19 protein-coding genes and 1 tRNA gene are annotated in these 19,522 nt (G+C 69.7%); 7 read left to right on the top strand and 13 right to left on the bottom strand.

Features of this window, described 5'->3' with window-relative positions; genetic code table 11:
- The first annotated feature begins 97 nt into the window (after positions 1-97).
- Together GON06_RS02550 and GON06_RS02555 are read left to right on the top strand one after the other, a co-directional pair.
- Positions 98-1,954 (top strand): S9 family peptidase, encoded by a 1,857-nt coding sequence (locus GON06_RS02550; RefSeq protein ID WP_157310742.1) that lies wholly within the window; start codon positions 98-100, stop codon positions 1,952-1,954.
- 27 nt (positions 1,955-1,981) lie between these two features.
- Positions 1,982-3,514 carry a fatty acyl-CoA synthetase gene (locus GON06_RS02555; protein ID WP_232528106.1) on the top strand — a complete coding sequence of 511 codons (1,533 nt, stop codon included), beginning with the start codon at positions 1,982-1,984 and terminating at the stop codon, positions 3,512-3,514.
- A 12-nt stretch (positions 3,515-3,526) separates the two neighbouring features.
- Here the strand turns inward: GON06_RS02555 and smpB are convergent, their stop codons facing one another.
- The 3 genes from smpB to ftsE are packed head-to-tail and all read right to left on the bottom strand — an operon-like array spanning position 3,527 to position 5,983.
- Positions 3,527-4,003 (bottom strand): SsrA-binding protein SmpB, encoded by a 477-nt coding sequence (smpB, locus tag GON06_RS02560; protein WP_157310743.1) that lies wholly within the window; start codon positions 4,001-4,003, stop codon positions 3,527-3,529.
- Positions 4,004-4,043: 40 nt separating this feature from the next.
- Positions 4,044-4,958 carry a permease-like cell division protein FtsX gene (gene ftsX, locus GON06_RS02565; RefSeq protein ID WP_332837098.1) on the bottom strand — a complete coding sequence of 305 codons (915 nt, stop codon included), beginning with the start codon at positions 4,956-4,958 and terminating at the stop codon, positions 4,044-4,046.
- Complete coding sequence (gene ftsE / locus GON06_RS02570) at positions 4,955-5,983, bottom strand: cell division ATP-binding protein FtsE (protein WP_157310744.1); 1,029 nt, start codon at positions 5,981-5,983, stop codon at positions 4,955-4,957. The genes ftsX and ftsE overlap by 4 nt, the downstream gene beginning before the upstream one ends.
- Positions 5,984-6,169: 186 nt before the next feature.
- Here ftsE and GON06_RS02575 point away from each other — a divergent pair, with 186 nt between their 5' ends.
- Together GON06_RS02575 and GON06_RS02580 are read left to right on the top strand one after the other, a co-directional pair.
- Positions 6,170-7,057 (top strand): DUF2510 domain-containing protein, encoded by an 888-nt coding sequence (locus tag GON06_RS02575; protein ID WP_157310745.1) that lies wholly within the window; start codon positions 6,170-6,172, stop codon positions 7,055-7,057.
- Between the two features lie 92 nt (positions 7,058-7,149).
- Positions 7,150-8,100, top strand: coding sequence for a DUF2510 domain-containing protein (locus GON06_RS02580; protein ID WP_157310746.1), 951 nt, complete (start codon positions 7,150-7,152; stop codon positions 8,098-8,100).
- A gap of 6 nt (positions 8,101-8,106) precedes the next feature.
- Here the strand turns inward: GON06_RS02580 and prfB are convergent, their stop codons facing one another.
- Positions 8,107-9,219 carry a peptide chain release factor 2 gene (gene prfB, locus GON06_RS02585; protein ID WP_157310747.1) on the bottom strand — a complete coding sequence of 371 codons (1,113 nt, stop codon included), beginning with the start codon at positions 9,217-9,219 and terminating at the stop codon, positions 8,107-8,109.
- 100 nt (positions 9,220-9,319) lie between these two features.
- Here prfB and GON06_RS02590 point away from each other — a divergent pair, with 100 nt between their 5' ends.
- Complete coding sequence (locus tag GON06_RS02590; protein ID WP_157310896.1) at positions 9,320-10,513, top strand: MFS transporter; 1,194 nt, start codon at positions 9,320-9,322, stop codon at positions 10,511-10,513.
- Positions 10,514-10,525: 12 nt separating this feature from the next.
- Here GON06_RS02590 and GON06_RS02595 read toward each other — a convergent pair whose 3' ends face one another.
- From GON06_RS02595 to GON06_RS02630, 8 genes are all read right to left on the bottom strand, one after another.
- Positions 10,526-10,963, bottom strand: coding sequence for a pilus assembly protein TadG-related protein (locus GON06_RS02595; protein WP_157310748.1), 438 nt, complete (start codon positions 10,961-10,963; stop codon positions 10,526-10,528).
- Positions 10,960-11,409, bottom strand: coding sequence for a TadE family protein (locus tag GON06_RS02600; protein WP_157310749.1), 450 nt, complete (start codon positions 11,407-11,409; stop codon positions 10,960-10,962). The genes GON06_RS02595 and GON06_RS02600 overlap by 4 nt, the downstream gene beginning before the upstream one ends.
- On the bottom strand, positions 11,378-11,764 hold the full coding sequence (locus GON06_RS02605) for a TadE/TadG family type IV pilus assembly protein (protein WP_157310750.1): 387 nt from the start codon (positions 11,762-11,764) through the stop codon (positions 11,378-11,380). The genes GON06_RS02600 and GON06_RS02605 overlap by 32 nt, the downstream gene beginning before the upstream one ends.
- A gap of 24 nt (positions 11,765-11,788) precedes the next feature.
- Positions 11,789-11,977 carry a hypothetical protein gene (locus GON06_RS02610; protein ID WP_157310751.1) on the bottom strand — a complete coding sequence of 63 codons (189 nt, stop codon included), beginning with the start codon at positions 11,975-11,977 and terminating at the stop codon, positions 11,789-11,791.
- 20 nt (positions 11,978-11,997) lie between these two features.
- Complete coding sequence (locus GON06_RS02615; RefSeq protein ID WP_157310752.1) at positions 11,998-12,936, bottom strand: type II secretion system F family protein; 939 nt, start codon at positions 12,934-12,936, stop codon at positions 11,998-12,000.
- The gene (locus GON06_RS02620; protein ID WP_157310753.1) at positions 12,933-13,790 is read right to left on the bottom strand and encodes a type II secretion system F family protein; all 858 of its coding nucleotides are present in this window, start codon (positions 13,788-13,790) and stop codon (positions 12,933-12,935) included. The genes GON06_RS02615 and GON06_RS02620 overlap by 4 nt, the downstream gene beginning before the upstream one ends.
- A complete protein-coding gene (locus GON06_RS02625; RefSeq protein WP_332837099.1) occupies positions 13,787-14,929 on the bottom strand; it encodes a CpaF family protein in 1,143 nt (380 codons plus the stop codon). The genes GON06_RS02620 and GON06_RS02625 overlap by 4 nt, the downstream gene beginning before the upstream one ends.
- 207 nt (positions 14,930-15,136) lie before the next feature.
- A tRNA-Leu gene (locus GON06_RS02630) sits at positions 15,137-15,218 on the bottom strand.
- A 153-nt stretch (positions 15,219-15,371) separates the two neighbouring features.
- On the opposite strand from GON06_RS02630, the gene GON06_RS02635 reads away from it, so the two are divergent.
- Positions 15,372-16,130 (top strand): DedA family protein, encoded by a 759-nt coding sequence (locus GON06_RS02635; RefSeq protein ID WP_157310754.1) that lies wholly within the window; start codon positions 15,372-15,374, stop codon positions 16,128-16,130.
- 33 nt (positions 16,131-16,163) lie between these two features.
- Here GON06_RS02635 and ku read toward each other — a convergent pair whose 3' ends face one another.
- Entirely contained in the window at positions 16,164-16,973 is an 810-nt protein-coding gene (gene ku, locus GON06_RS02640) for a non-homologous end joining protein Ku (RefSeq protein ID WP_157310755.1), read from the bottom strand.
- Positions 16,974-17,056: 83 nt separating this feature from the next.
- On the opposite strand from ku, the gene GON06_RS02645 reads away from it, so the two are divergent.
- A complete protein-coding gene (locus tag GON06_RS02645; protein ID WP_157310756.1) occupies positions 17,057-19,450 on the top strand; it encodes an ATP-dependent DNA ligase in 2,394 nt (797 codons plus the stop codon).
- Positions 19,451-19,522: the final 72 nt, after the last annotated feature.

The following is a 19,522-nucleotide window of genomic DNA, read 5'->3' on the forward strand; positions in this document are numbered from 1 at the left end:
TTCCGCTCGCGCGACAGGATGCCGCTCGCGCTGCGCACATACGCGCCGCACGAGCAAAAGCTCGCAGCGCGAACAGCAACGTGTCTACGCTCGAGTCATGGCATCCCCGTACGGCACCTGGTCTTCCCCCTTCGACGCCGCGAGCATGGCGGCGGCGTCGCCCCGGCTCGACGGCGCCCGGTTCGTCGGCGACGAGATCTGGTGGGGCGAATCGGTGCCCGCCGAGGGCGGCAGGGTCACCGTGCGCAGCTCGAGCGGGCTCGAGATCCTGCCCGCACCGTGGAGCGCTCGTTCGCGTGTGCACGAGTACGGCGGCGGTGCATGGTCGGCGGACGGCGCCGGCACGCTGTTCTTCGTCGATGCCGGCGATCAGCGCGTCTATCGGATGCCGCGGGGCGGCGCACCGGAGCCGCTCACCGCACCCGGCCCCCAGTTCGGGGGTCTCTCCGTGCAACACGGACGCCTGCTCGCGGTGCGCGAGGATCTGCGCCGCGACCAGCACTCCCGCTCGATCGTCGAGATCCCGACGGACGGCTCCGCCGCCGAGGACGAGACGGCGGTGCGCATCTTCATCTCGACGAGCGGCTTCGTCGCCCACCCCGCGCTGTCTCCGGACGGCACGCGGATCGCGTGGGTGCAGTGGAGCACGATCCGGATGCCGTGGGAGCAGTGCCTGCTGCACATCGCGAGGATCGGCACGGATGACCTCGCGACGATCGGCAGCAGCACCGCGCTGCAGCCGGAGTGGGTCTCCGATCGCGAGCTGCTTTTCGTGGACGATCCGTCCGGACGGTGGAACCTGGAGCGGGTGGAGCTGGACGGCCTGCATGTGCTCTCACGGACGACGTACCCGGCCGACGCCGACACCGGCGGCGGGCTGTGGGTGCTCGGCACCCGCTGGTACCGTCCGCTCGGCGACGGTCGCGTCGTGGCGGTGCGGACGAACGGCTCCGACGAGATCGTGCTGATCGAGCGCGACGGCAGCACCGCGCGCCTGCCGCTGCCGGTCACGGCCGAGGCGAGCATCGACGATGCCGCGGGCGGCCGCATCCTGGTCTCCGGCGCCGGGGCGACCGTCGACCGAGGCCTGTGGCTGCTGGACACCACGACCGGCGAGAGCTTCGCAGTGCGCGGCGGGACCCCGGTCGACCGGGACTGGATCGCGACCCCCCGGCCGGTGACGTTCGACGGCCCGCACGGCCCCGTGCACGCGTTCGACTACCCGCCGACGAACCCCGATGCCACGGCTCCGGACGGCGAGCTCCCGCCGTACATCGTGATGGTGCACGGCGGCCCGACCGCGCACGTCGGCGGCGCGGCATCCACCGCGTATGCGTACTGGACGAGTCGCGGCATCGGCGTTCTCGACGTCAACTACGGCGGGTCCACCGGCTACGGCCGCACCTACCGCGAGCGACTGGACGGCCAGTGGGGCGTGGTGGACGTGGACGACGTGATCGCCGCCGCGCGGGGACTTGCGGCATCCGGTGCCGCGGATCCTGCCCGCATCGCGATCCGCGGCGGCTCGGCAGGCGGATGGACCGTGCTCAGCGCGCTGGTGCGCGGCGGTGTGTTCGCCGCGGGGATCAGCCGGTACGGCGTCGCGGACCTGCGGATGCTGGCAGCCGAGACCCACGACTTCGAGAAGCACTACCTCACGGGGCTCGTCGGACCGCTGCCCGAGGCCGAGCAGGTGTACATCGACCGCTCACCGCTGACGCACATCGACCGCATCGACGTACCCGTGCTGCTGGAACAGGGCGGCGAGGACCGCGTGGTGCCGCCGTCCCAGTCCGAGGCGATCGCCGAAGCGCTGGCCGCGCGCGGCGTGGATCACGAGTACGTCCTCTTCCCTGACGAGGGACACGGATTCCGTGCCGCCCAGTCGATCATCACGTCCCTCGAGACAGAGTTGCGCTTCCTCGGCCGGACGTTCGGGTTCGCTCCGGCGTGAGATACGAGCTGAGATAGCGTGATCGTCATGACGATGACGTCCCCTCCTCAGCCCTGGCGCACCAACACCGTCGATGCCGTCCTGCGGCGCAGCAGTTCCCGCGACCCGCTCGCCGTCGCACTCCGCTTCGAAGGCCGGGACTGGACCTATCGGGAACTCGACGACGCCGTCACGCGCGCCGCCGCGGGATTGCGGGCCTGGGGGCTCGACGCCGGAGATCGCGTGGTGACGTACGGCACGAATTCCGACGCGTATGTCATCGCCTTCCTCGCGATCGCCAGGGCGGGTCTCGTGCACGTGCCGGTCAACTACGCACTGCACGGCGCCGAGCTCGCCTACCTCATCGCGCAGTCCGGTGCCAGGGCTGCACTGGTCGACCCGCAGCTGCGCGCGCATTTCGACACCGTGCGCGCCGACACGGCCGTGGAGCTCGTCGCCCCGCTGCGCGACGAGGACGATTCCTTCCTTACTGGCGCGAGCACCGGCGATGTGTCCGAGCTCTCCGCCCATGTGGACGGCGACTCCCTGGTGCAGCTGCTGTACACCTCCGGTACCACCTCCCAGCCCAAGGGCGCGATGCTCACCCACGACGCGCTCGTCGCCGAGTACTCCTCGGTGATCGTGGCTCTCGACCTGAAGCCCGGCGACGCACCTCTGATCTGCATGCCGCTGTACCACTCCGCTGCCATGCACGTCTTCATGCTCCCCTACCTCGCCATCGGCGCGACCGTCCGCCTGCTGCCCGCACCGGACATCCCCCGCATCCTGCGCACCGTCGCGGAGGAGCGCATCGGGTCGCTGTTCCTCGCGCCGACGGTGTGGGTGCCGCTGGCCGGCCATCCGGACCTGGACACCGCCGATCTGTCCTCGCTCACCAAGGCGCAGTACGGCGCCTCGATCATGCCCGTCACCGTGCTGAACCGGCTGCGCGAGCGCTACCCCGCGCTGGGGTTCTACAACTGCTTCGGACAGTCCGAGATCGGACCGCTGGCCACCGTGCTGCGTCCGGAGGAACACGAGGAGCGGCCCGCGTCGGCGGGACGGCCCATCCTCTTCGTCGAGACCCGCGTCGTCGATGAGAACGGCGACGACGTCCCCGCCGGAGAACCCGGCGAGGTGCTGTACCGCTCACCGCAGCTGGCGCAGGGCTACTGGGACAAGCCCGAGGAGACCGCGGAGGCTTTCCGCGACGGCTGGTTCCACTCCGGCGACCTCGTCACCCGCGACGAGGCGGGATACCTGACCGTGGTCGACCGCATCAAGGACGCCATCAACACAGGCGGCATCATGGTGGCGTCCCGTGAGGTGGAGGACGCCATCTACACGCATCCTGAGGTCGCCGAAGTGGCGGTGATCGGCGTGCCGGACGAACGCTGGATCGAAGCGATCGTGGCCTGCGTGGTGCGCAGGCCAGATGCATCCGTGACGGAGACGGAGCTGATCGCGCATGTGCGAGAGCGGCTAGCGCCGTTCAAAGTGCCCAAGGCCGTCCGGTTCATCGACGCGCTGCCGCGGAACCAGAGTGGGAAGATCCTCAAGCGGGAGCTGCGCGACGCCTGAGCAGAACTCTGCTCACTCCCCCATGCGGTTGCGCATGCGCATCGCGCGCTCGGCCTCGCGGTTGTCCTGACGCTCCCGCAGGGTCTGCCGCTTGTCGAACTCGCGCTTGCCCTTGGCCAGGGCGATCTCGACCTTGGCGCGCCCGTCCGAGAAGTACAGCCGCAGCGGGATGAGCGTGTAGCCGCCCGCCGACACGGCGTGCTCGAGCTTGGCGATCTCCTCGCGATGCAGCAGCAGCTTGCGGATGCGCTTGGACGCATGGTTCGTCCAGTGCCCCTGCGAGTACTCCGGGATGTGCACGGCGTCGAGGTAGGCCTCGCCGCCCTTGATGAACGCATAGCCGTCGCTGAGGTTCGCGCGACCCTGGCGCAGCGACTTCACCTCGGTGCCGGTGAGCACGAGGCCCGCCTCATACGACTTCTCGAGGTTGTAGTCGTGGCGTGCGCGACGGTTGGTCGCGATGACCTTCTCACCGCGTTCCCTGGGCATGTTCTTCTCCTGACGACAGACAGCCCTTCAGCCTACACGGTCAGGTGCGCAGCCAGCGCCGGATCGCGAACCCCGCCGACAGGGCGGCCAGCAGCACGCCGATGCCGATCAGCACGGGCACCACGAAGATCGCATCCTGCATGCCCACCAGCGGGCGCATGAACGGCACCCGCTCAGCGAGATAGCCCTCGACGCCGAACTTCACTCCGGCCAGCACGGCGACGCCCGCCAGCACCGATCCGATGAACGCCGAGAACACCCCCTCGAGCACGAACGGCGTCTGGATGGCCCGGTTGGACGCACCGACGAGGCGCATGATGCCGATCTCCTTGCGCCGTGCATAGGCGGACAGCCGGATCGTGGTGGCGATCAGCAGCACGGCCGCGATGAGCATCAGCACGGCGATGCCGACGGCGATGTAGGTCGCGACGGTCAGCGCCGAGAACAGCGGATCGAGCAGCTTGCGCTGGTCGTTGACCTCATCGACACCCGGCATGCCGCCCACGGCCTCGGTGATGACGTCGGACTTGCTGGGGTCCTTGAGAGTGACCCGGAAGGACTCGGACATCGCATCGACGCCGTAGACGTCCGCCTGCTCCTGACCGAACTGATCGACGAAGTCCTTGAAGGCCTCTTCCTTCGTCTCGAACCGCAGGTCGCTGATCAGCGGCTTCAGCGCCTCGCCTCCGAGCTGCGCCTTGACGGCGTCGATCTGGTCCTGCGTGGCAGCGCCGGTGGAACAGCCCTCCGTGGTCGACAGCGGCGAGCACAGGTAGACGGTGACCTCGGCACGTTCGCCCCAGAAGGCCTTCATCGTGCTGATCTGGGTCTGCATCAGCATCGCGGCGCCGACGAAGGTCAGTGACACGAAGGTGACGAGGATGACCGAGATCACCATCGACAGGTTGCGGCGGAGCCCGCCGAGCGCCTCTTTCAGGATGAGTCCGAAGTTCACGACGTGGGTCCCACTTCCTCGTCATCGTCATCGCTCAGCCCGAGGCGGCCGGCCACGCCGAGCTCGGCGACGTCGACGTCGGGCAGGACGATCGGATGCGTGCGAGGGCTCTGCCCGTCCGGCGGGAGTGCAGGAGCAGTCGGTTCGGGGGCCGCAGGCGGCGCCTCCTCAGCGTCCGGCTTCTGAGCGGGCGCCGTGAGCGGCACGGGCTCGCTCTCCGCCGCATCCCGCACGATCACCGGCACCGCCTCGGTCTGCCGCTGTACCTCCTGCACCGCGGTGAGCGCGGCCGTCGCGGCAGCCCCGCGCAGCGCCTCCGGCGTGAGCCGTGGGATGTTCGAGGTGTCGCCGTAGCCGCCGCTGCTCTCGTCGCGGACCATCACGCCGTCCTGCAGCTCGATGACGCGGCGCTGCATCTGGTCGACGAAGCCCGCCTCGTGCGTCGCCATCAGCACCGTCGTGCCGCCGGCGTTGACCCGGGCGAGCAGCTGCATGATGCCGACGGAGGTCGCGGGGTCGAGGTTTCCGGTCGGCTCATCGGCGAGCAGGACCTGCGGGCGGTTGACCAGGGCCCGGGCGATCGCGACGCGCTGCTGCTCTCCGCCGGAGAGCTCATGCGGCATCCGCTTCTCCTTGCCCTCCAGCCCCACCAGCGCGAGCGCCTCGGGGACGGCCTGCTGGATGAATCCGCGCGACGACCCGATCACCTGCAACGAGAACGCGACGTTCTGATAGACGGTCTTCGACGGCAGCAGGCGGAAGTCCTGGAACACCGAGCCGATGTTGCGCCGGAAGTAAGGCACCTTGCGGTTGGCGAGCGAGCGCAGGTCGCGGCCCAGCACGGCGACGCGGCCTGTGGTGGGCACGTCTTCGCGCAGGATGAGACGGAGGCACGTGGACTTGCCCGACCCCGAGGCTCCCACGAGGAAGACGAACTCGCCCCGCTCCACCTCGAAGTCGACCTCGTCCAGGGCGGGACGCTTGGTGCCGCGGTACCGTTTGGTGACGTTCTCGAATCGGATCATGGCCTTTCGAGCCTAAGCGGGCGGGGCGCGCAGGCTCTCAGCGACACTCCCCCGCGCACGGACCGCCGCGCGATGGGGAGCGATGCCCATGGCCGCCGTCCGTCACGGCTGATATACACGTACACGGGGCGATTCCGCCCGACACGGAGGATCGGCGCCGGCGATGACGGCGCGACGAGGAGCATCATGAGCATTCCCGCAGGTTGGTACGACGACGGCTCCGGCCGGCAGCGCTGGTGGGACGGCGCGCAGTGGACCGATCAGTTCGCCCCCGAGCAGTTCGAGGGCGGCGCGCCGACTTCGGCGAGCTCGCCCGAGCAGACCCTCTCGGCCGAGCTGGCCGCAGCGGGCATCCCGGAGCCCGCCGGGCACCAGGGTCCCGGTTTCGCATCGGACGGCTACCCGCTGACCGGCCAGGCCACGGGAGCAGCGTATCCCGGCGCCTACACGCCGAGCGCGTACCCGGTCGGCGGCGTCCCCGGCGGGCCGGAGAAGAAGAAGGTCTCCGTGCTCGCGTGGATCGCCTTCGGCATCGCGATCCTCGGCCTGCTGCTCTGCTGGATCCCGTTCGTGGGCCCGTTCCTGCCGTTCGTTGGCCTCGTGCTCTCGATCATCGCGCTGTTCATGAAGGGCGCCAAGTGGCCCGGCATCGTCGGCCTTGCGGTGTCGATCGTCGGCCTGATCGTCGCGGCCATCATCACGGGACTCCTCGTGTTCGCCATCAACCGTGCGAACACCTACGAGGGCTCGTCGGACGGCAGCAGCTCTGACACCCAGTCCGAGAGCACCGATGACACCACCGACGACAGCGCCGACTCGTCGTCGAGCACGGGCCGCCCGACCGCCGAGGAGGTCACGAGCGGCATCGAGACGATCATCACCGCGACGGGCACCACCGACACCTTCACCGAATCCCAGATGCAGTGCTTCGGCGAGGAGTTCGTGGCTTCCGACATCTCCGACGACGTGCTGCAGGTGATCGCCTCCGGCGAGCCCGCGCTCACCGACGCGGAGGCTCTCGCCGCCTTCAGCCAGGAGCTGATGGACGCGGCGCCGACCTGCGCCCTGCGCTGATCCGCCGCACCGATCGAGACCGATCACGAAGGGCCCGGCTCGCCGGGCCCTTCGTCGTATCCCGGAGCGCCTCCGTCGTGCGAAGATGAGCCATGAGCATCCCCGCAGGCTGGTACGACGACGGTTCCGGTCGCCAGCGCTGGTGGGACGGAGCACAGTGGACCGAGCATTACGCTCCGGTCGAGGCTGCCCCGGTCCCCGTCTTCGAACCGCCCTACGTCGCGGATGACGCGGCGGCTGGTCGGCAGTGGTCTCTTTCGAGCACCGGCCCGGCGACATCCGGATATCCGGGTGCGCAACTGCCCGTCGCCTACGGCTCCGTGCCGGCGGAGGCGGCGGCCCGGCGTCCGTCCGTCCCCGGCTGGGTCGGGTTCGGGCTGTCGATCGCAGGTCTCGTGCTCGCCTGCATCCCGCCCGTCGTGGGCGTCGGCCTGCTGGTCCTCCTCGCCGCCATCGTGCTGTCGATCATCGCGCTGGTGCGTCCCGGCGCCCGGTGGCCGGGAGTGACCGGACTCATCGTCTCGGCCGTCGGCGTGATGATCGCCTTCGTCGTGCTGTTCGTGTCGTTCGTGAGCAGCTCCTTCGACCGCCTCGCGGACGACCCCACCAGCACGTGGCCTCTCCCCAGCGAGTCCGCGGAGCCACCGGCGGCGACAGCACCGCCCGGATCGGAGACCATCGACTGGTGGGAGCTGCAGGTCGGCGACTGCCTGCCCACCGACCAGCCGCTCTATGAGGACACCGGCGAGCTGGTCATCCTGCCGTGCGCCACTGAGCACTCGGAGGAGGTCTTCCACGAGTACGCGATGACGCAGGACGACTTCCCCGGCGACAAGGCGACCGAGGTCGAGGCCATGAGGGCCTGCGAGGAGGCGTTCACGGAGTTCGTCGGAACACCCTACGAAGAGTCCGAGCTGGACTTCTACGGGTTCTGGCCGAACGAGGACACCTGGGAGTTCGGCGATGATCGCAGCGTGCAGTGCATCGTCTACGACCCTGTGGGCGACGTCGTCACGGGGAGCCTGCGCGGCGCGGCCCGCTGATCCCGATCAGTCGTCCTCGTCGCGGCGCTTGCGCCACCGGATGCCGGCCGAGATGAAGCCGTCCAGGTCGCCGTCGAAGACATTCGCCGGGTTGCCGGACTCGTAGCCGGTGCGCAGGTCCTTGACCAGCTGCTGGCCGTAGAGGAAGTAGGAGCGCATCTGGTCGCCCCAGCTCGCGGTGATGTTGCCGGCGAGCTCCTTCTTCTTCGCCGCCTCCTGCTCCTTCTGCAGCAGCAGCAGGCGGGTCTGCAGCACGCGCATGGCGGCGGCGCGGTTCTGGATCTGCGACTTCTCGTTCTGCATCGACACGACGATGCCGGTGGGGAGGTGCGTGAGGCGCACGGCCGAGTCGGTGGTGTTGACCGACTGGCCGCCGGGGCCGGACGAGCGGAACACGTCGACGCGGATGTCGGCCTCGGGGATGTCGACCTCGGTGGCCTCCTCCATGAGCGGGATGACCTCGACCGCGGCGAAGGAGGTCTGGCGCTTGTCGGCGGAGCCGAACGGGCTGATCCGCGCGAGGCGGTGCGTGCCGGCCTCGACCGAGATGGTGCCGAACGCGTAGGGCGCGTCGATCTCGAAGGTGGCGGACTTGATGCCGGCGCCCTCGGCGTAGGAGGTGTCCATCACCTTGACGGGGTACTTGTGACGCTCAGCCCAGCGCAGGTACATGCGCATGAGCATCTCGGCGAAGTCGGTGGCGTCGTCGCCGCCGGCGCCGGAGCGGATCGTCACGATCGCGGCACGCTCGTCGTACTCGCCGTCGAGCAACGTCTGCACCTCGAGCTGGTTGATGGTGTCGGTCAGCACGGCGAGCTCGTTGCGGGCCTCCTGCGCGGAGTCCTCGTCACCCATCTCGTTGGCGAGGTCGACGAGCACCTCGAGGTCGTCGAGGCGCTGGGCGATTCCTTCGATGCGCGCGAGTTCGGACTGGCGGTGGCTGAGCGCGCTGGTGACCTTCTGGGCGCGCTCCGTGTCGTCCCAGAGGTCGGGCGCGCCGGCCTCTTCACTGAGTCGCGCGATCTCGTCGCGCAGTCGGGAGACGTCGACGACCTCGCGGATGTCGCCGAAGGTGAGTCGCAGGGCCTGGATGTCGGCGGAGAGATCGAGTTCGAGCATGGTCCCACCAGCCTACCGCCGCGCGGTTCGATCTCCCGATGCCAGTACCGTGAGAGGGGTGAGCACGAGTGCGGGATCGGTCCTGAGACAGTTCGGGCCGATGGTGTACGCACCCACGGTCCTGTTCTCCATCGGAGACGGGGCGATCATCCCGCTGATCCCGATCATCGCCTCGCGGCTGGGCGCCGACGTCGCGCTGGCCGCTCTGGTGGCATCCGCTCTCGTCGTCGGCGAGCTGTGCGGGAACCTGCCCGCCGGCTGGGCGGTCGCCCGGCTCGGCGAGCGCTGGACGATGATCATCGCGGGCCTCGTGTCGATGGGCTCCGCCGGCATGATGCTGCTCTCGTCGGAGCTGTGGGGCTTCACGGCGTCGGTGTTCCTGATGGGCTTCTGCGCCGCGGCGTTCGGGCTGGCGAGGCACGCGTTCATGACCACGCGGGTGCCGATCGCGTTCCGCGCCAGGGCGCTGTCACTACTCGGCGGCAGCAACCGGCTCGGGGTGTTCATCGGCCCGTTCGTCGCTGCCGCGCTGCTCGGGCTGTTCGGCACGCCGTATTCAGCGATCTGGTTCTTCCTGGTGTGCGTGGGAGCGACCGTCGTGCTGGTGGCGTTCGGTCCGGATCCTGAGAAGGAGTTCGCCGCGGCGACGCCGTCGGCGGCTGACGGTCCGGGCCCGCGCACGGCGCCGGGCACCGGCGTCATCCGCACGATGTGGAACAACCGCGCCGTCCTGGGGCGTCTCGGGGTGGCGGCGGCCGCGCTCTCAGCGGTGCGCTCGACACGGCAGGTGGTGCTGCCGCTGTGGGGCGTCTCGCTGGGTCTGGATGCGCAGACGATCGCGATCGTGGTGGGAGTCTCCGGCGCGATCGACTTCGCCCTGTTCTATGCGAGCGGGCAGGTCATGGACCGCTTCGGCCGGCTGTGGGCAGCGCTGCCTGCGACCATCCTGATGGGGCTCGGCTTCCTGGCACTCTCCTTCACGCATGACCTCGACTCCGCGACGGTCTGGTTCGTCGTCCTCGGCGGGGTGCTGGGCCTGGGCAACGGCCTCTCCAGCGGCATCCTGATGACCCTCGGCGCCGACACCGCGCCGCAGGCCGAGCCGGCGGCGTTCCTCGGCTCCTGGCGCACGCTGACCAACGCCGGCGCCGCAGCGGCGCCGCTGCTGGTGTCGGCGATCACCGCGGCGACCGCCCTCCCCCTCGCTGTGGCGGTGATGGGCGCGGTCGGGCTGCTCGGCGCCGCCGGGTTCCTGCGCTGGATCCCCCGGTACGTGCCGCGGATGACCGAGTAGTCCCGGGCTGGTTCACTGCAGGGCCGTGCGACTGGTGGCGGTGGCGCGCAGCGGCACGCCGTCGGGGACGAACGGCGAGAACAGCGGCGGATGCCACGCCGCGGCGACCGTCACCCTGGCGGAGACTCCGTCGGGACTCGAGGCCGACACGAGCGTGGCCTCCGGAGCCGTCGCTGACACGATCGCCTCAGCCTGCTCGAGGATCAGATCGTCGGCGAGCTCCGCACGGACCCCGTCGCCCTCGACGTTCAGGCTGAAGCCGTCCGACCCGGCGAGCGCGGCGGCATCGGCGAGTGCGTCCAGGCGCTTCTGCGCGATGTACATGTCGGTCGCGCACACGCAGACGACGATGACGGCGATCGCGAGCAGCACGTAGCCGAGGATGAGCGGCAGGATGCTGCCGTCCTCGTCCTCGAGCGCGGCGGCACGGAGCCTGGTCAGGATCGTCATCCGGCACCCCACAGCCGTGAGGTCTTCTGCGCGGCGGAGGCCTCGATCGGGATCGCCGTGAGCTGGTCCAGCCCTGCCACGGGCGGCATGAACGGCAGGGTCACCCGCGTGGACACGGTCACGACGACGGTCGCTCCCGCCCGGGGACACGCGCCGCCCGCCGGGACGCAGCTCAGCGCGACATCGACGTCGCTCATCCCGTACTCGTCCCGCACGCTGGCGAGCACGGCCTCAGCGCGCGCGTTCGCTGCTCCCTGGTCGGCCGCCTGGCTGATGGCGCGGGCGGTGTGCCGGGCTGCGGCCTCGGCGCCGAGGGTCTGCTCCTGCACAGCGCCCAGAGCGATCACGAGGTAGACGAGCGGGACGAGGAGCAGGACGCCCGCGGCGATGAACTCCAACGCGGCCGAGCCCTCCTCATCCTTCGCCCAGGGTCTCCACCGGCGCATGCGCTTCCACCTCCATCGCGTACGGGATGCCGATCAGGCCGACCACCGGCAGGGTCGCGCGCACCCGCACGACGACGGTCGGATGCCCGAGGGATCCGCTCTCGCCGACCGCGACATCCTCCGCGAAGTCCGTACCGACGGCCCTGGTGATGACCTGTTCGGTGCGCGCGGCGCCCTCGCTGAGTGATGTGTCGGCCAGCGCCGCGTAATGGGCCCCCTCCACCGCCGCGTCGTGCACGACGTTGCGGACGTACACGGCGAACCCGAGCTGCAGGACGGCGAGAGTCAGTGCGGTGAGCAGCGCACCGACGAGGACGAACTCCACGGGACTCGACCCGCGTTCGTCCGCCGGCATCCACTCCCGTCTCGGCATCTGCGCTCAGCCGATGCCGGACACGCTGGACATCGCCTGCTTGAACAGGTCGGTCAGTGCCGGGCCGGCGACGGCCCAGATCAGCACGACCAACCCTGCTGTCATCAAGGTCACGAGCACCCAGCCCGGCACATCGCCGCGTTCGTCTGCGGCGAGCTCCTGCGCGTCGCGGAACCAGCGTCTGATGGTCTTCATGTGTCTCCTCCGATCTTGACTCAGCCGAGGCCGAGCCGCAGAATGAACATCCCCGGGTAGATGGCGAACAGAACGCTCAAGGGCAGGATCAGGAAGACAAGCGGGAGAAGCATGAGGATCTCCTTGCGCCCTGCCTGTTCGATGAGCACCCGCTTCGCCTCTTCGCGGGCATCGCCCGCCTGCGCCTGCAGCACTCCTGCCAGCGGCGCGCCGTGCTCCAGCGCCGCGACCAGCTGATCCACGGCGCGACTCAGTGCTGGCAGCTGCAACCGGCTCGCCATCTCAGTGAGGGCGTCGGCGAGCGGCGAGCCGGTGTTCACCGACAGCACCACCCTGCGCAACTCGGTGGTCAGCTCGCCCGTGCCGATCGAGGAGACCCGCTTCAGCGCGTCGGGCAGCGACTCCCCCGCCGACAGGCACAGGGCGAGGAACTCCAGCATCGTCGGCAGCTCGTCGACCAGCCGCGCGCGACGCGCCTTCGCCCGAGCCGTCAGCTGCGCGTCGTAGCCGACCGCGGCGACGGCCGCGCCGATGATCGGCAGCAGCGCCGTCGGCACGCTCAGCCGCCCGGACATCGCCAGCGCGACGACGACGGCCGCACCGGCCACGAGACCGGCGAGAGCCCAGCCCAGCTGACGCGCGCGGAAGGTCGCCGGCTCCTGGTCGCTGCCCGCCTGGGACAGCCGCTGTCGCAGAACCTCGCCGCCGCCCAGCATCCGCTCGAGTCCGGCCTGCAGTCGAGGACGCAGTCCACGACCGCTCACCGGGAGCAGTCCAGAGCTGGGCAGCACCCCCGCCGGCATCAGTTCGTCGGGAACGACGTCGCGCACATACGGCGCGATGCGGCGGTCGAGCGGCAGTGCACGCCAGCGCGGGAGCGCGAACAGGACCGAGATCAGCCCTGCGGCGAGCGCCCCGCCGAGGAGGACTGCGATCGCGGCATCGGTCACCCCGCTCATCCGAACCACCGTCCGGGTTCGGGCAGCCGTCCGATTCGGAGCATGATCCGGTAGGCGACCACGGACACGATCGCGCCCAAGCAGATCACCATCACGCCCTCGGGCGTCGAGTACGCCCTCGCGCCCTCCGGACGCATCGCCAGCAGCGCGAGGATCACCCACGGGGCGACGCTGCCGAGCACCGCGGCGCCCCGGATCCAGGACTGTCTGGCCTCCACTTCGCCACGCAGAGCGGCATCAGCACGCACCGATGAGGAGAGCGCGCGCAGCACACCGGTCAGCTCGGTGCCGCCCACTTGGCGCGCCATGCGGAGCGTCTCGACGATGCGGTCGGCGATGGGGTCGGCCAGGGTGTCCTTCAACCGGTCGAGGCTGGTCTCGAAACGGCCGGTCGCCCGCAGATCGCGGGCGAACACGGCGAAGGCCGGTCGCACCGCCTGAGGTGCGGTGTCGGCGAGTGAGGCCACGGCGTCGGGCAGGGACAGTCCGACGCGGATCGCGGCGACGAGCAGATCGCACACGTCCGGCCAGAGCTGGCGTCGGGCCTTGCGCAGTCGAAGCCGCCTTCCGCGCAGGTACAGCACCGGAGCGGCCGCGCCTACGAGACCGGCGAGGACCCCGAGCACGGGGAGGGAGGTGAGCAGCCACGCGATGGCTGCCGCGCCCAGCCCCGCGGCGATCATCACCGCGATCAGTGCGCGGGGCGCGGTGCGTCCATAGCCGGATTCACCGAGCAGCCGCGAAAGGGCGCCTTCTCGCGCCGGTCGCGCGGCGCGTGCCCCTGCGGGCCACAGCCAGGGGGATGCGACGAGCACGAGTCCAGCGGCGAGCATCGCACCGAGCAGCAGCGTCATACGGCGCCCTCCGCCCGGTAGACGAGACGGGTGAGGATGCGTCCTCCGGAGACTTCCCCGGTCGGCGCCAGGACCTCGGCCACCCGGCGTCGCCCGCCCGCGTCGCGGACGACGTGCACGACGAGCGACACGGATGAGGCGAGCGCAGGCGCGATGAATGCGCGGTCGATGTTCCGACCGGCAAGCAGCGGCAGCAGGCAGAGCTTGTCTAGCGCCTCGGACGCCGAGTTCGCGTGGATGGTTCCGGCCGCGGGAACTCCGGTGTTCAGTGCGAGCACGAGGTCGAGCGCCTCGGCGTCACGCACTTCACCGACGACCAGCCGCTCCGGGCGCATGCGCAGCGCCTCCTTGACCAGTCGGCGCAGGGTGATCTCGCCGCTGCCCTCGAGGCTCGCCTGCCGGCCCTGGAGAGCGACGACGTCAGGCCCTTCGACGGCGAGTTCGAAGGTCTCCTCGACCGTGATGATGCGCTGCTCGTGGGCGCAGGAGGCCAGCAACGCTCCGAGCAGGGTCGTCTTGCCCGCATGCGTGGCGCCGGACACGATGAAGCTCCGCCCTTCGGCGACAGCCGATCGCAGCATCCGGCCGACGTCGGGCGGCATCGAGCCTGCGGCGACGAGGGAGTCGAGTGTGCGGTGCAGCGGAAGGAACTTGCGAATGTTGACCGCCCAAGAACCCCGGACGACATCGGCGATCGCGACGTGCAGTCGGGAGCCGTCGGGAAGCGAGGCGTCCACGAAGGGCTGACTGATGTCGACCCGGCGGCCCGTCGCGTGCAGCATCCGCTCCACGAGATCGCGGACGATCACGTCGGTGAGGCGCAGGTCGAGCCGGATCTTCTCGCCGTGGCGGATCACGAAGATCCGATCCGGCGCGTTGATCACGATCTCCTCGATCTCGGGATCATCGAGCAGCGGCTGCAGCGGGCCGAAACCAGATACGGATGCCAGCACGTCACGCACCAGGGCCAGCTCATCGTCGATGAACACCTCGCCTCGGGCGAGCGCAAGGTCGTTGTGCCGCCGCACCTCTGCCTGCGCGATTCGCCGCGCCTCTTCGGGCGCCGTGGACGGATCGGTGTTCTCCAGGCGCAGGCGCCGTCTGACGCGCTCGGCGACGACCACGGACGGATGACTCACGAGGGCATCGTGTCAGAAATCGCGAAACGGCCTCGAAAGTTATCCACAGGGGACCCGAACTCGAGTGCGGAAGGTGGGACTTGAGTCCCTCCGGCGCACTCCACGCGCCGCTGCGCGTCGCGCGGAGCCTCCGCGCCGGTGGGGCCCGGTTGTCCAAGGGGCCTGACTTCCACCCACTGGGCGCGAGGCTCCGCCCCGCGCCCACTGTGCGGAAGGTGGGACTTGAACCCACACGCCCGAAGGCACAGGAACCTAAATCCTGCGTGTCTACCGATTTCACCACTCCCGCGCGGTGTCCTCAGTCTACTGAGCGCTCGCAGCACGTCAGGCAGAGTCACAGCCAGCACAACACCTCGCGCCCCTATGCTGGAACGCGGGCAGGGGTGCCGTTCTTCGGTCGTTCCCGCATGCCCGCTTCACAGCCATTCGACGGGAGCCTCTTTTGCACCACGCCGGACTCATTCCCTGGCTCGACCCTGAGACGATCATCGCCGGAGCGGGGCCCTGGGCGCTCCTCGTCGTATGCTTCATCGTCTTCGCCGAGACCGGTCTGCTGGTGGGCTTCCTGCTGCCCGGCGACACGCTGCTGGTGATCTCGGGACTGCTCACCCACACCAGTGACATCTTCGGCGTGAACATCTGGGCGGTCGCGCTGCTGATCGCCCTCGCCGCGTTCATCGGCGGCGAGGTGGGCTACTACATCGGCCACAAGGGCGGCCCCGCTGTCTTCGAACGCAAGGAATCGGGCCTTTTCAGCATGAAGAACGTCGAACGCACGAACGCGTTCTTCGAGCGATTCGGCGGGCTGACCATCGTGCTCGCGCGCTTCGTGCCGATGGTGCGTACGTTCGCCCCTGTCGCGGCGGGCGTCGGCCACATGCCGTGGAAGCGCTACTCGCTGTACAACTTCATCGGTGCGGTGCTCTGGGGCTTCGGGCTGACGATGTTCGGCTATCTGATCGCCTACATCCCGTGGCTGAGCCACTTCGTGCAGGAGTACATCGATCTGATCCTGATCGCGGCTGTGCTCGGCACCGCGCTGATCACGGTCTGGCACTATCTCTCCGAGCGCCGCAAGGTGCGCCGCGAGGCCGCGGAGGATGCCGCTGCCGGTGTCGTCGCTCCCGAGACCTCGGCCCTGGCTCTTGACCCGGAGGTCTTCGACCGCGCGCCCGACTTCGACGGCGACGGCAAGCACTGAGCGTCGTCACCCGCTGAGCAAGAGGGATGCCGGTCAGCCGGCATCCCTCTTGCGCGCGGCCTTCGACTTCTCGACGCTCGCGCGCAGCGCCGCCATCAGGTCGATGACCTCTCCGCCCTCCTCCGCGCCTTCCTCGGCGAAGGTCTCCGAGACGTCGAAGCCTTCGCCGGCCTCGATCTTCGCGTCGATGAGGGTACGCAGCTCGCGCTGGTACTCGTCGACGTACTCCTCCGGATCGAAGTCGCTCGAGTAGCTGTCCACCAGCGACGACGAGAGCTCCAGCTCCTTCTTGCTGATCTTCACGTCCTCGTCGAGCGATGCGAACGCGGCCTCGCGCACCTCATCGGCCCACAGCAGCGTCTGGAGCACCAGTACATCTCCCCGCACCCGGAGCGCGGCGAGCCGCGTCTTCTGTCGCAGCGTGAACCGCACGATCGCCGTGCGATCGGTCTGCTCCAGCGTCTTGCGCAGCAGCACGTACGCCTTCGGAGACTTCGAGTCCGGCTCCAGGTAGTAGGCCTTGTCGAGCGTGAGCAGATCGACCTGCTCGGTGGGCACGAACTCCAGCACGTCGATCTCGCGGCTCTTCTCCGCGGGCAGGGCCGCCAGATCGTCCTTGGTGAGAACGACCGTGGTGCCGTCCTCGTCGACGTACGCCTTGTCGATGTCCGCGTAGGGGATCACCTGCCCGCACACCTCGCACACGCGCTGGTAGCGGATGCGTCCGCCGTCCTCGTCGTGCACCTGGTGCAGCGACACGTCGTGGTCCTCGGTGGCGGAATACACCTTCACCGGCACGTTCACCAGCCCGAAGGTCAGGGCGCCCTTCCAGATCGTCCTCATGGCACCAGTACACACCAGCGGCACGGGCGCGGGCCAGCCCCCTTGACATACCGGCAGCGATCGATGTGCCCTAGCCTTTCCCCATGGCTTCGGGCGGGCAGGTCGTGCAGATCGACGGCCGCCGTCTGCGCATCACCAATCTCGACAAGGTCGTCTACCCGTCCACCGGCACGACCAAGGGCGAGATCATCGACTACGTCACCCGCGTCGCGCCGGTGATGCTGCCGCATCTGCGCGGACGACCCGTGACGCGCAAGCGCTGGGTCGAGGGCGTCGGAACGGCGGATGCCCCGGAGTCGTCCTTCTTCACCAAGCAGCTGGAACAGGGCGCCCCGGAGTGGATCCGGCGGATGCCGATCGAGCACTCCGAGGGCACCAAGGAGTATCCGCTCGCCGACGACGTGCCGACGCTGGTCTGGCTGGCGCAGGTCGCCGCCCTCGAGCTGCACGTGCCGCAGTGGCGGTTCACCTCCTCCGGCGGACGGGGCCGCCCGGACCGACTCGTCCTCGACCTCGATCCTGGGCCTGGCGCGGGGCTTGCCGAGTGCGCCGAGATCGCCCGCATCGCGCGCGTCATCCTCACCGGCATGGGTCTCGACCCGGTGCCGGTGACGAGCGGCAGCAAGGGAATCCACCTCTACGCCGCGCTGCCCGTCGAAGAGGACGGCACCGGCGCGCAGACCAGCGAGCAGACCTCCGCGGTCGCCAAGGAGCTCGCGCGGTCGATCGAGGCCGACCATCCCGACCTCGCCACCAGCGTGATGTCGAAGGCGCTCCGCCCCGGCAAGGTGTTCATCGACTGGAGCCAGAACAACGCGTCCAAGACGACGATCGCCCCGTACTCGCTGCGCGGCAGGGCACGCCCCTGGGTCGCGGCGCCGCGCACCTGGGAGGAACTCGACGATCCGGACCTCGCCCAGCTCGAGTTCGACGAGGTGATCGCCCGGGTGGAGGCCGGCATCGACCCCTTCGCCGCTCTTGCCCCGGTCCCCGCCGCGCTGGCGCCGTACCTCGCCAAGCGCGATGCGTCGAAGACGCCGGAGCCGATGCCGTCCGCCGCGGCGGCCGGTGGGCACACCACACGGTTCGTGATCCAGGAGCATCACGCCAGCAGCCTGCATCACGACCTGCGCATCGAGCGCGACGGCGTGCTGATCAGCTGGGCCGTGCCCAAGGGTGTGCCGGACTCCCCCGCCCGCAACCATCTCGCGGTCATGACCGAGCCGCATCCGCTCGAGTACCTCGAGTTCGAGGGCACCATCCCGCACGGTGAGTACGGCGCCGGCGGGATGACGATCTGGGACACGGGCACCGTCGACCTCGAGAAGTGGCGCGACGACGAGGTGATCGGCACATTCACCGGCCGCCCTGGCGGGCGGCTCGGCACGGCCCGCCTCGCGCTGATCCGCACCTCCGGCAGCGGTGAGAAGTCGCAGTGGCTGCTGCATCGGATGAAGGAGGGCCGAGGCCACCGGCATCCGGTTTCCGCGCCCGTGCCTCCATCGAACGCGGATGCCGCGGCGGCCACCCCGCGGCCGATGCTCGCCGAGAACGGCACGGCCGGCCTCGCCCGCTCTCGCGGCTGGGCCGAGATCAAGTGGGATGGCATCCGCGCGCTGGGCACCTGGTCCGGAGGACGAATGCTGCTGCACGCGCGCAGCGGCACCGACGTCACCGCACGGTACCCCGAACTGACCGCCGACGGGGCGCCGCACCTGCCCGCAGACGACGCCGTGGTCGACGGCGAGATCGTGGCCTTCGACGGGGATGGCCGGCCGAGCTTCAGCCGCCTGCAGAACCGGATGCACCTCACGAAGGCGCGCGAGATCGAACGCGAGGTGGTGCGCACCCCCGTCGTCTACCTGCTGTTCGATCTGCTGCGGCTCAACGGTCACGATCTCACCGGAGCTCCGCTGCGCGAGCGGCGAGAGCTGCTGGAGCAGCTCGCCGAGGGACTCGACGCACCGGTGCAGGTCACGCCGGTGTTCGACGACGTCGACGCCGCCCTCGCTGCAAGCAGCGAGTTCGGTTTGGAGGGCGTGGTGGCCAAGGATCCGGATTCGTCCTACCGGCCTGGGACGCGCTCATCGGCGTGGCTGAAGCTCAAGCTCACCCGCACCCAGGAGGTCGCGATCATCGGCATCCGCCCCGGCAACGGCGACCGCGCAGGCACCTTCGGCTCGCTGCTGCTCGCGGTGCCCGACGAGCGCGGCGGTCTGCGTTATGCCGGCAGGGTGGGCACCGGGTTCACCGACCGGATGCTGCGCGACGTCCTCGCACGGCTGCAGCCGCTGCGTGTCGACGAGCCGCCGGTCGAAGTACCGCCTCTGGAGGCCTCCGACGCGCTCTGGGTGCAGCCCGAGCTGGTCGGAGAGGTGGAGTTCGCGAACTGGACGCCGGGCGGCATCCTGCGCCACGCCCGCTGGCGCGGCCTGCGCCCGGACAAGTCCGTGCCCGAGATCCGTCTCGAGAGCTGAGTCGTCTGAGCGTCGTTCCGTCCAAGGAATGGGCACATGGGGGCGAACGCCGACGCAGATGAGCCGGCACTC

This window comes from Microbacterium sp. MAH-37 (assembly GCF_009758255.1).
Lineage (GTDB): Bacteria > Actinomycetota > Actinomycetes > Actinomycetales > Microbacteriaceae > Microbacterium.

Coding starts and splice junctions, on each gene's coding strand:
- smpB (WP_157310743.1), bottom strand. CDS start 4,003: ATGCCCAGGGAACGCGGTGAGAAGGTCATCGCGACCAACCGTCGCGCA.
- GON06_RS02575 (WP_157310745.1), top strand. CDS start 6,170: ATGAGCATTCCCGCAGGTTGGTACGACGACGGCTCCGGCCGGCAGCGC.
- GON06_RS02555 (WP_232528106.1), top strand. CDS start 1,982: ATGACGATGACGTCCCCTCCTCAGCCCTGGCGCACCAACACCGTCGAT.
- GON06_RS02605 (WP_157310750.1), bottom strand. CDS start 11,764: ATGCCGGCGGACGAACGCGGGTCGAGTCCCGTGGAGTTCGTCCTCGTC.
- GON06_RS02645 (WP_157310756.1), top strand. CDS start 17,057: ATGGCTTCGGGCGGGCAGGTCGTGCAGATCGACGGCCGCCGTCTGCGC.
- GON06_RS02610 (WP_157310751.1), bottom strand. CDS start 11,977: ATGAAGACCATCAGACGCTGGTTCCGCGACGCGCAGGAGCTCGCCGCA.
- ftsE (WP_157310744.1), bottom strand. CDS start 5,983: ATGATCCGATTCGAGAACGTCACCAAACGGTACCGCGGCACCAAGCGT.
- ku (WP_157310755.1), bottom strand. CDS start 16,973: ATGAGGACGATCTGGAAGGGCGCCCTGACCTTCGGGCTGGTGAACGTG.
- GON06_RS02580 (WP_157310746.1), top strand. CDS start 7,150: ATGAGCATCCCCGCAGGCTGGTACGACGACGGTTCCGGTCGCCAGCGC.
- GON06_RS02550 (WP_157310742.1), top strand. CDS start 98: ATGGCATCCCCGTACGGCACCTGGTCTTCCCCCTTCGACGCCGCGAGC.
- GON06_RS02620 (WP_157310753.1), bottom strand. CDS start 13,790: ATGACGCTGCTGCTCGGTGCGATGCTCGCCGCTGGACTCGTGCTCGTC.
- GON06_RS02615 (WP_157310752.1), bottom strand. CDS start 12,936: ATGAGCGGGGTGACCGATGCCGCGATCGCAGTCCTCCTCGGCGGGGCG.
- GON06_RS02600 (WP_157310749.1), bottom strand. CDS start 11,409: ATGCGCCGGTGGAGACCCTGGGCGAAGGATGAGGAGGGCTCGGCCGCG.
- GON06_RS02595 (WP_157310748.1), bottom strand. CDS start 10,963: ATGACGATCCTGACCAGGCTCCGTGCCGCCGCGCTCGAGGACGAGGAC.
- GON06_RS02590 (WP_157310896.1), top strand. CDS start 9,320: ATGGTGTACGCACCCACGGTCCTGTTCTCCATCGGAGACGGGGCGATC.
- prfB (WP_157310747.1), bottom strand. CDS start 9,219: ATGCTCGAACTCGATCTCTCCGCCGACATCCAGGCCCTGCGACTCACC.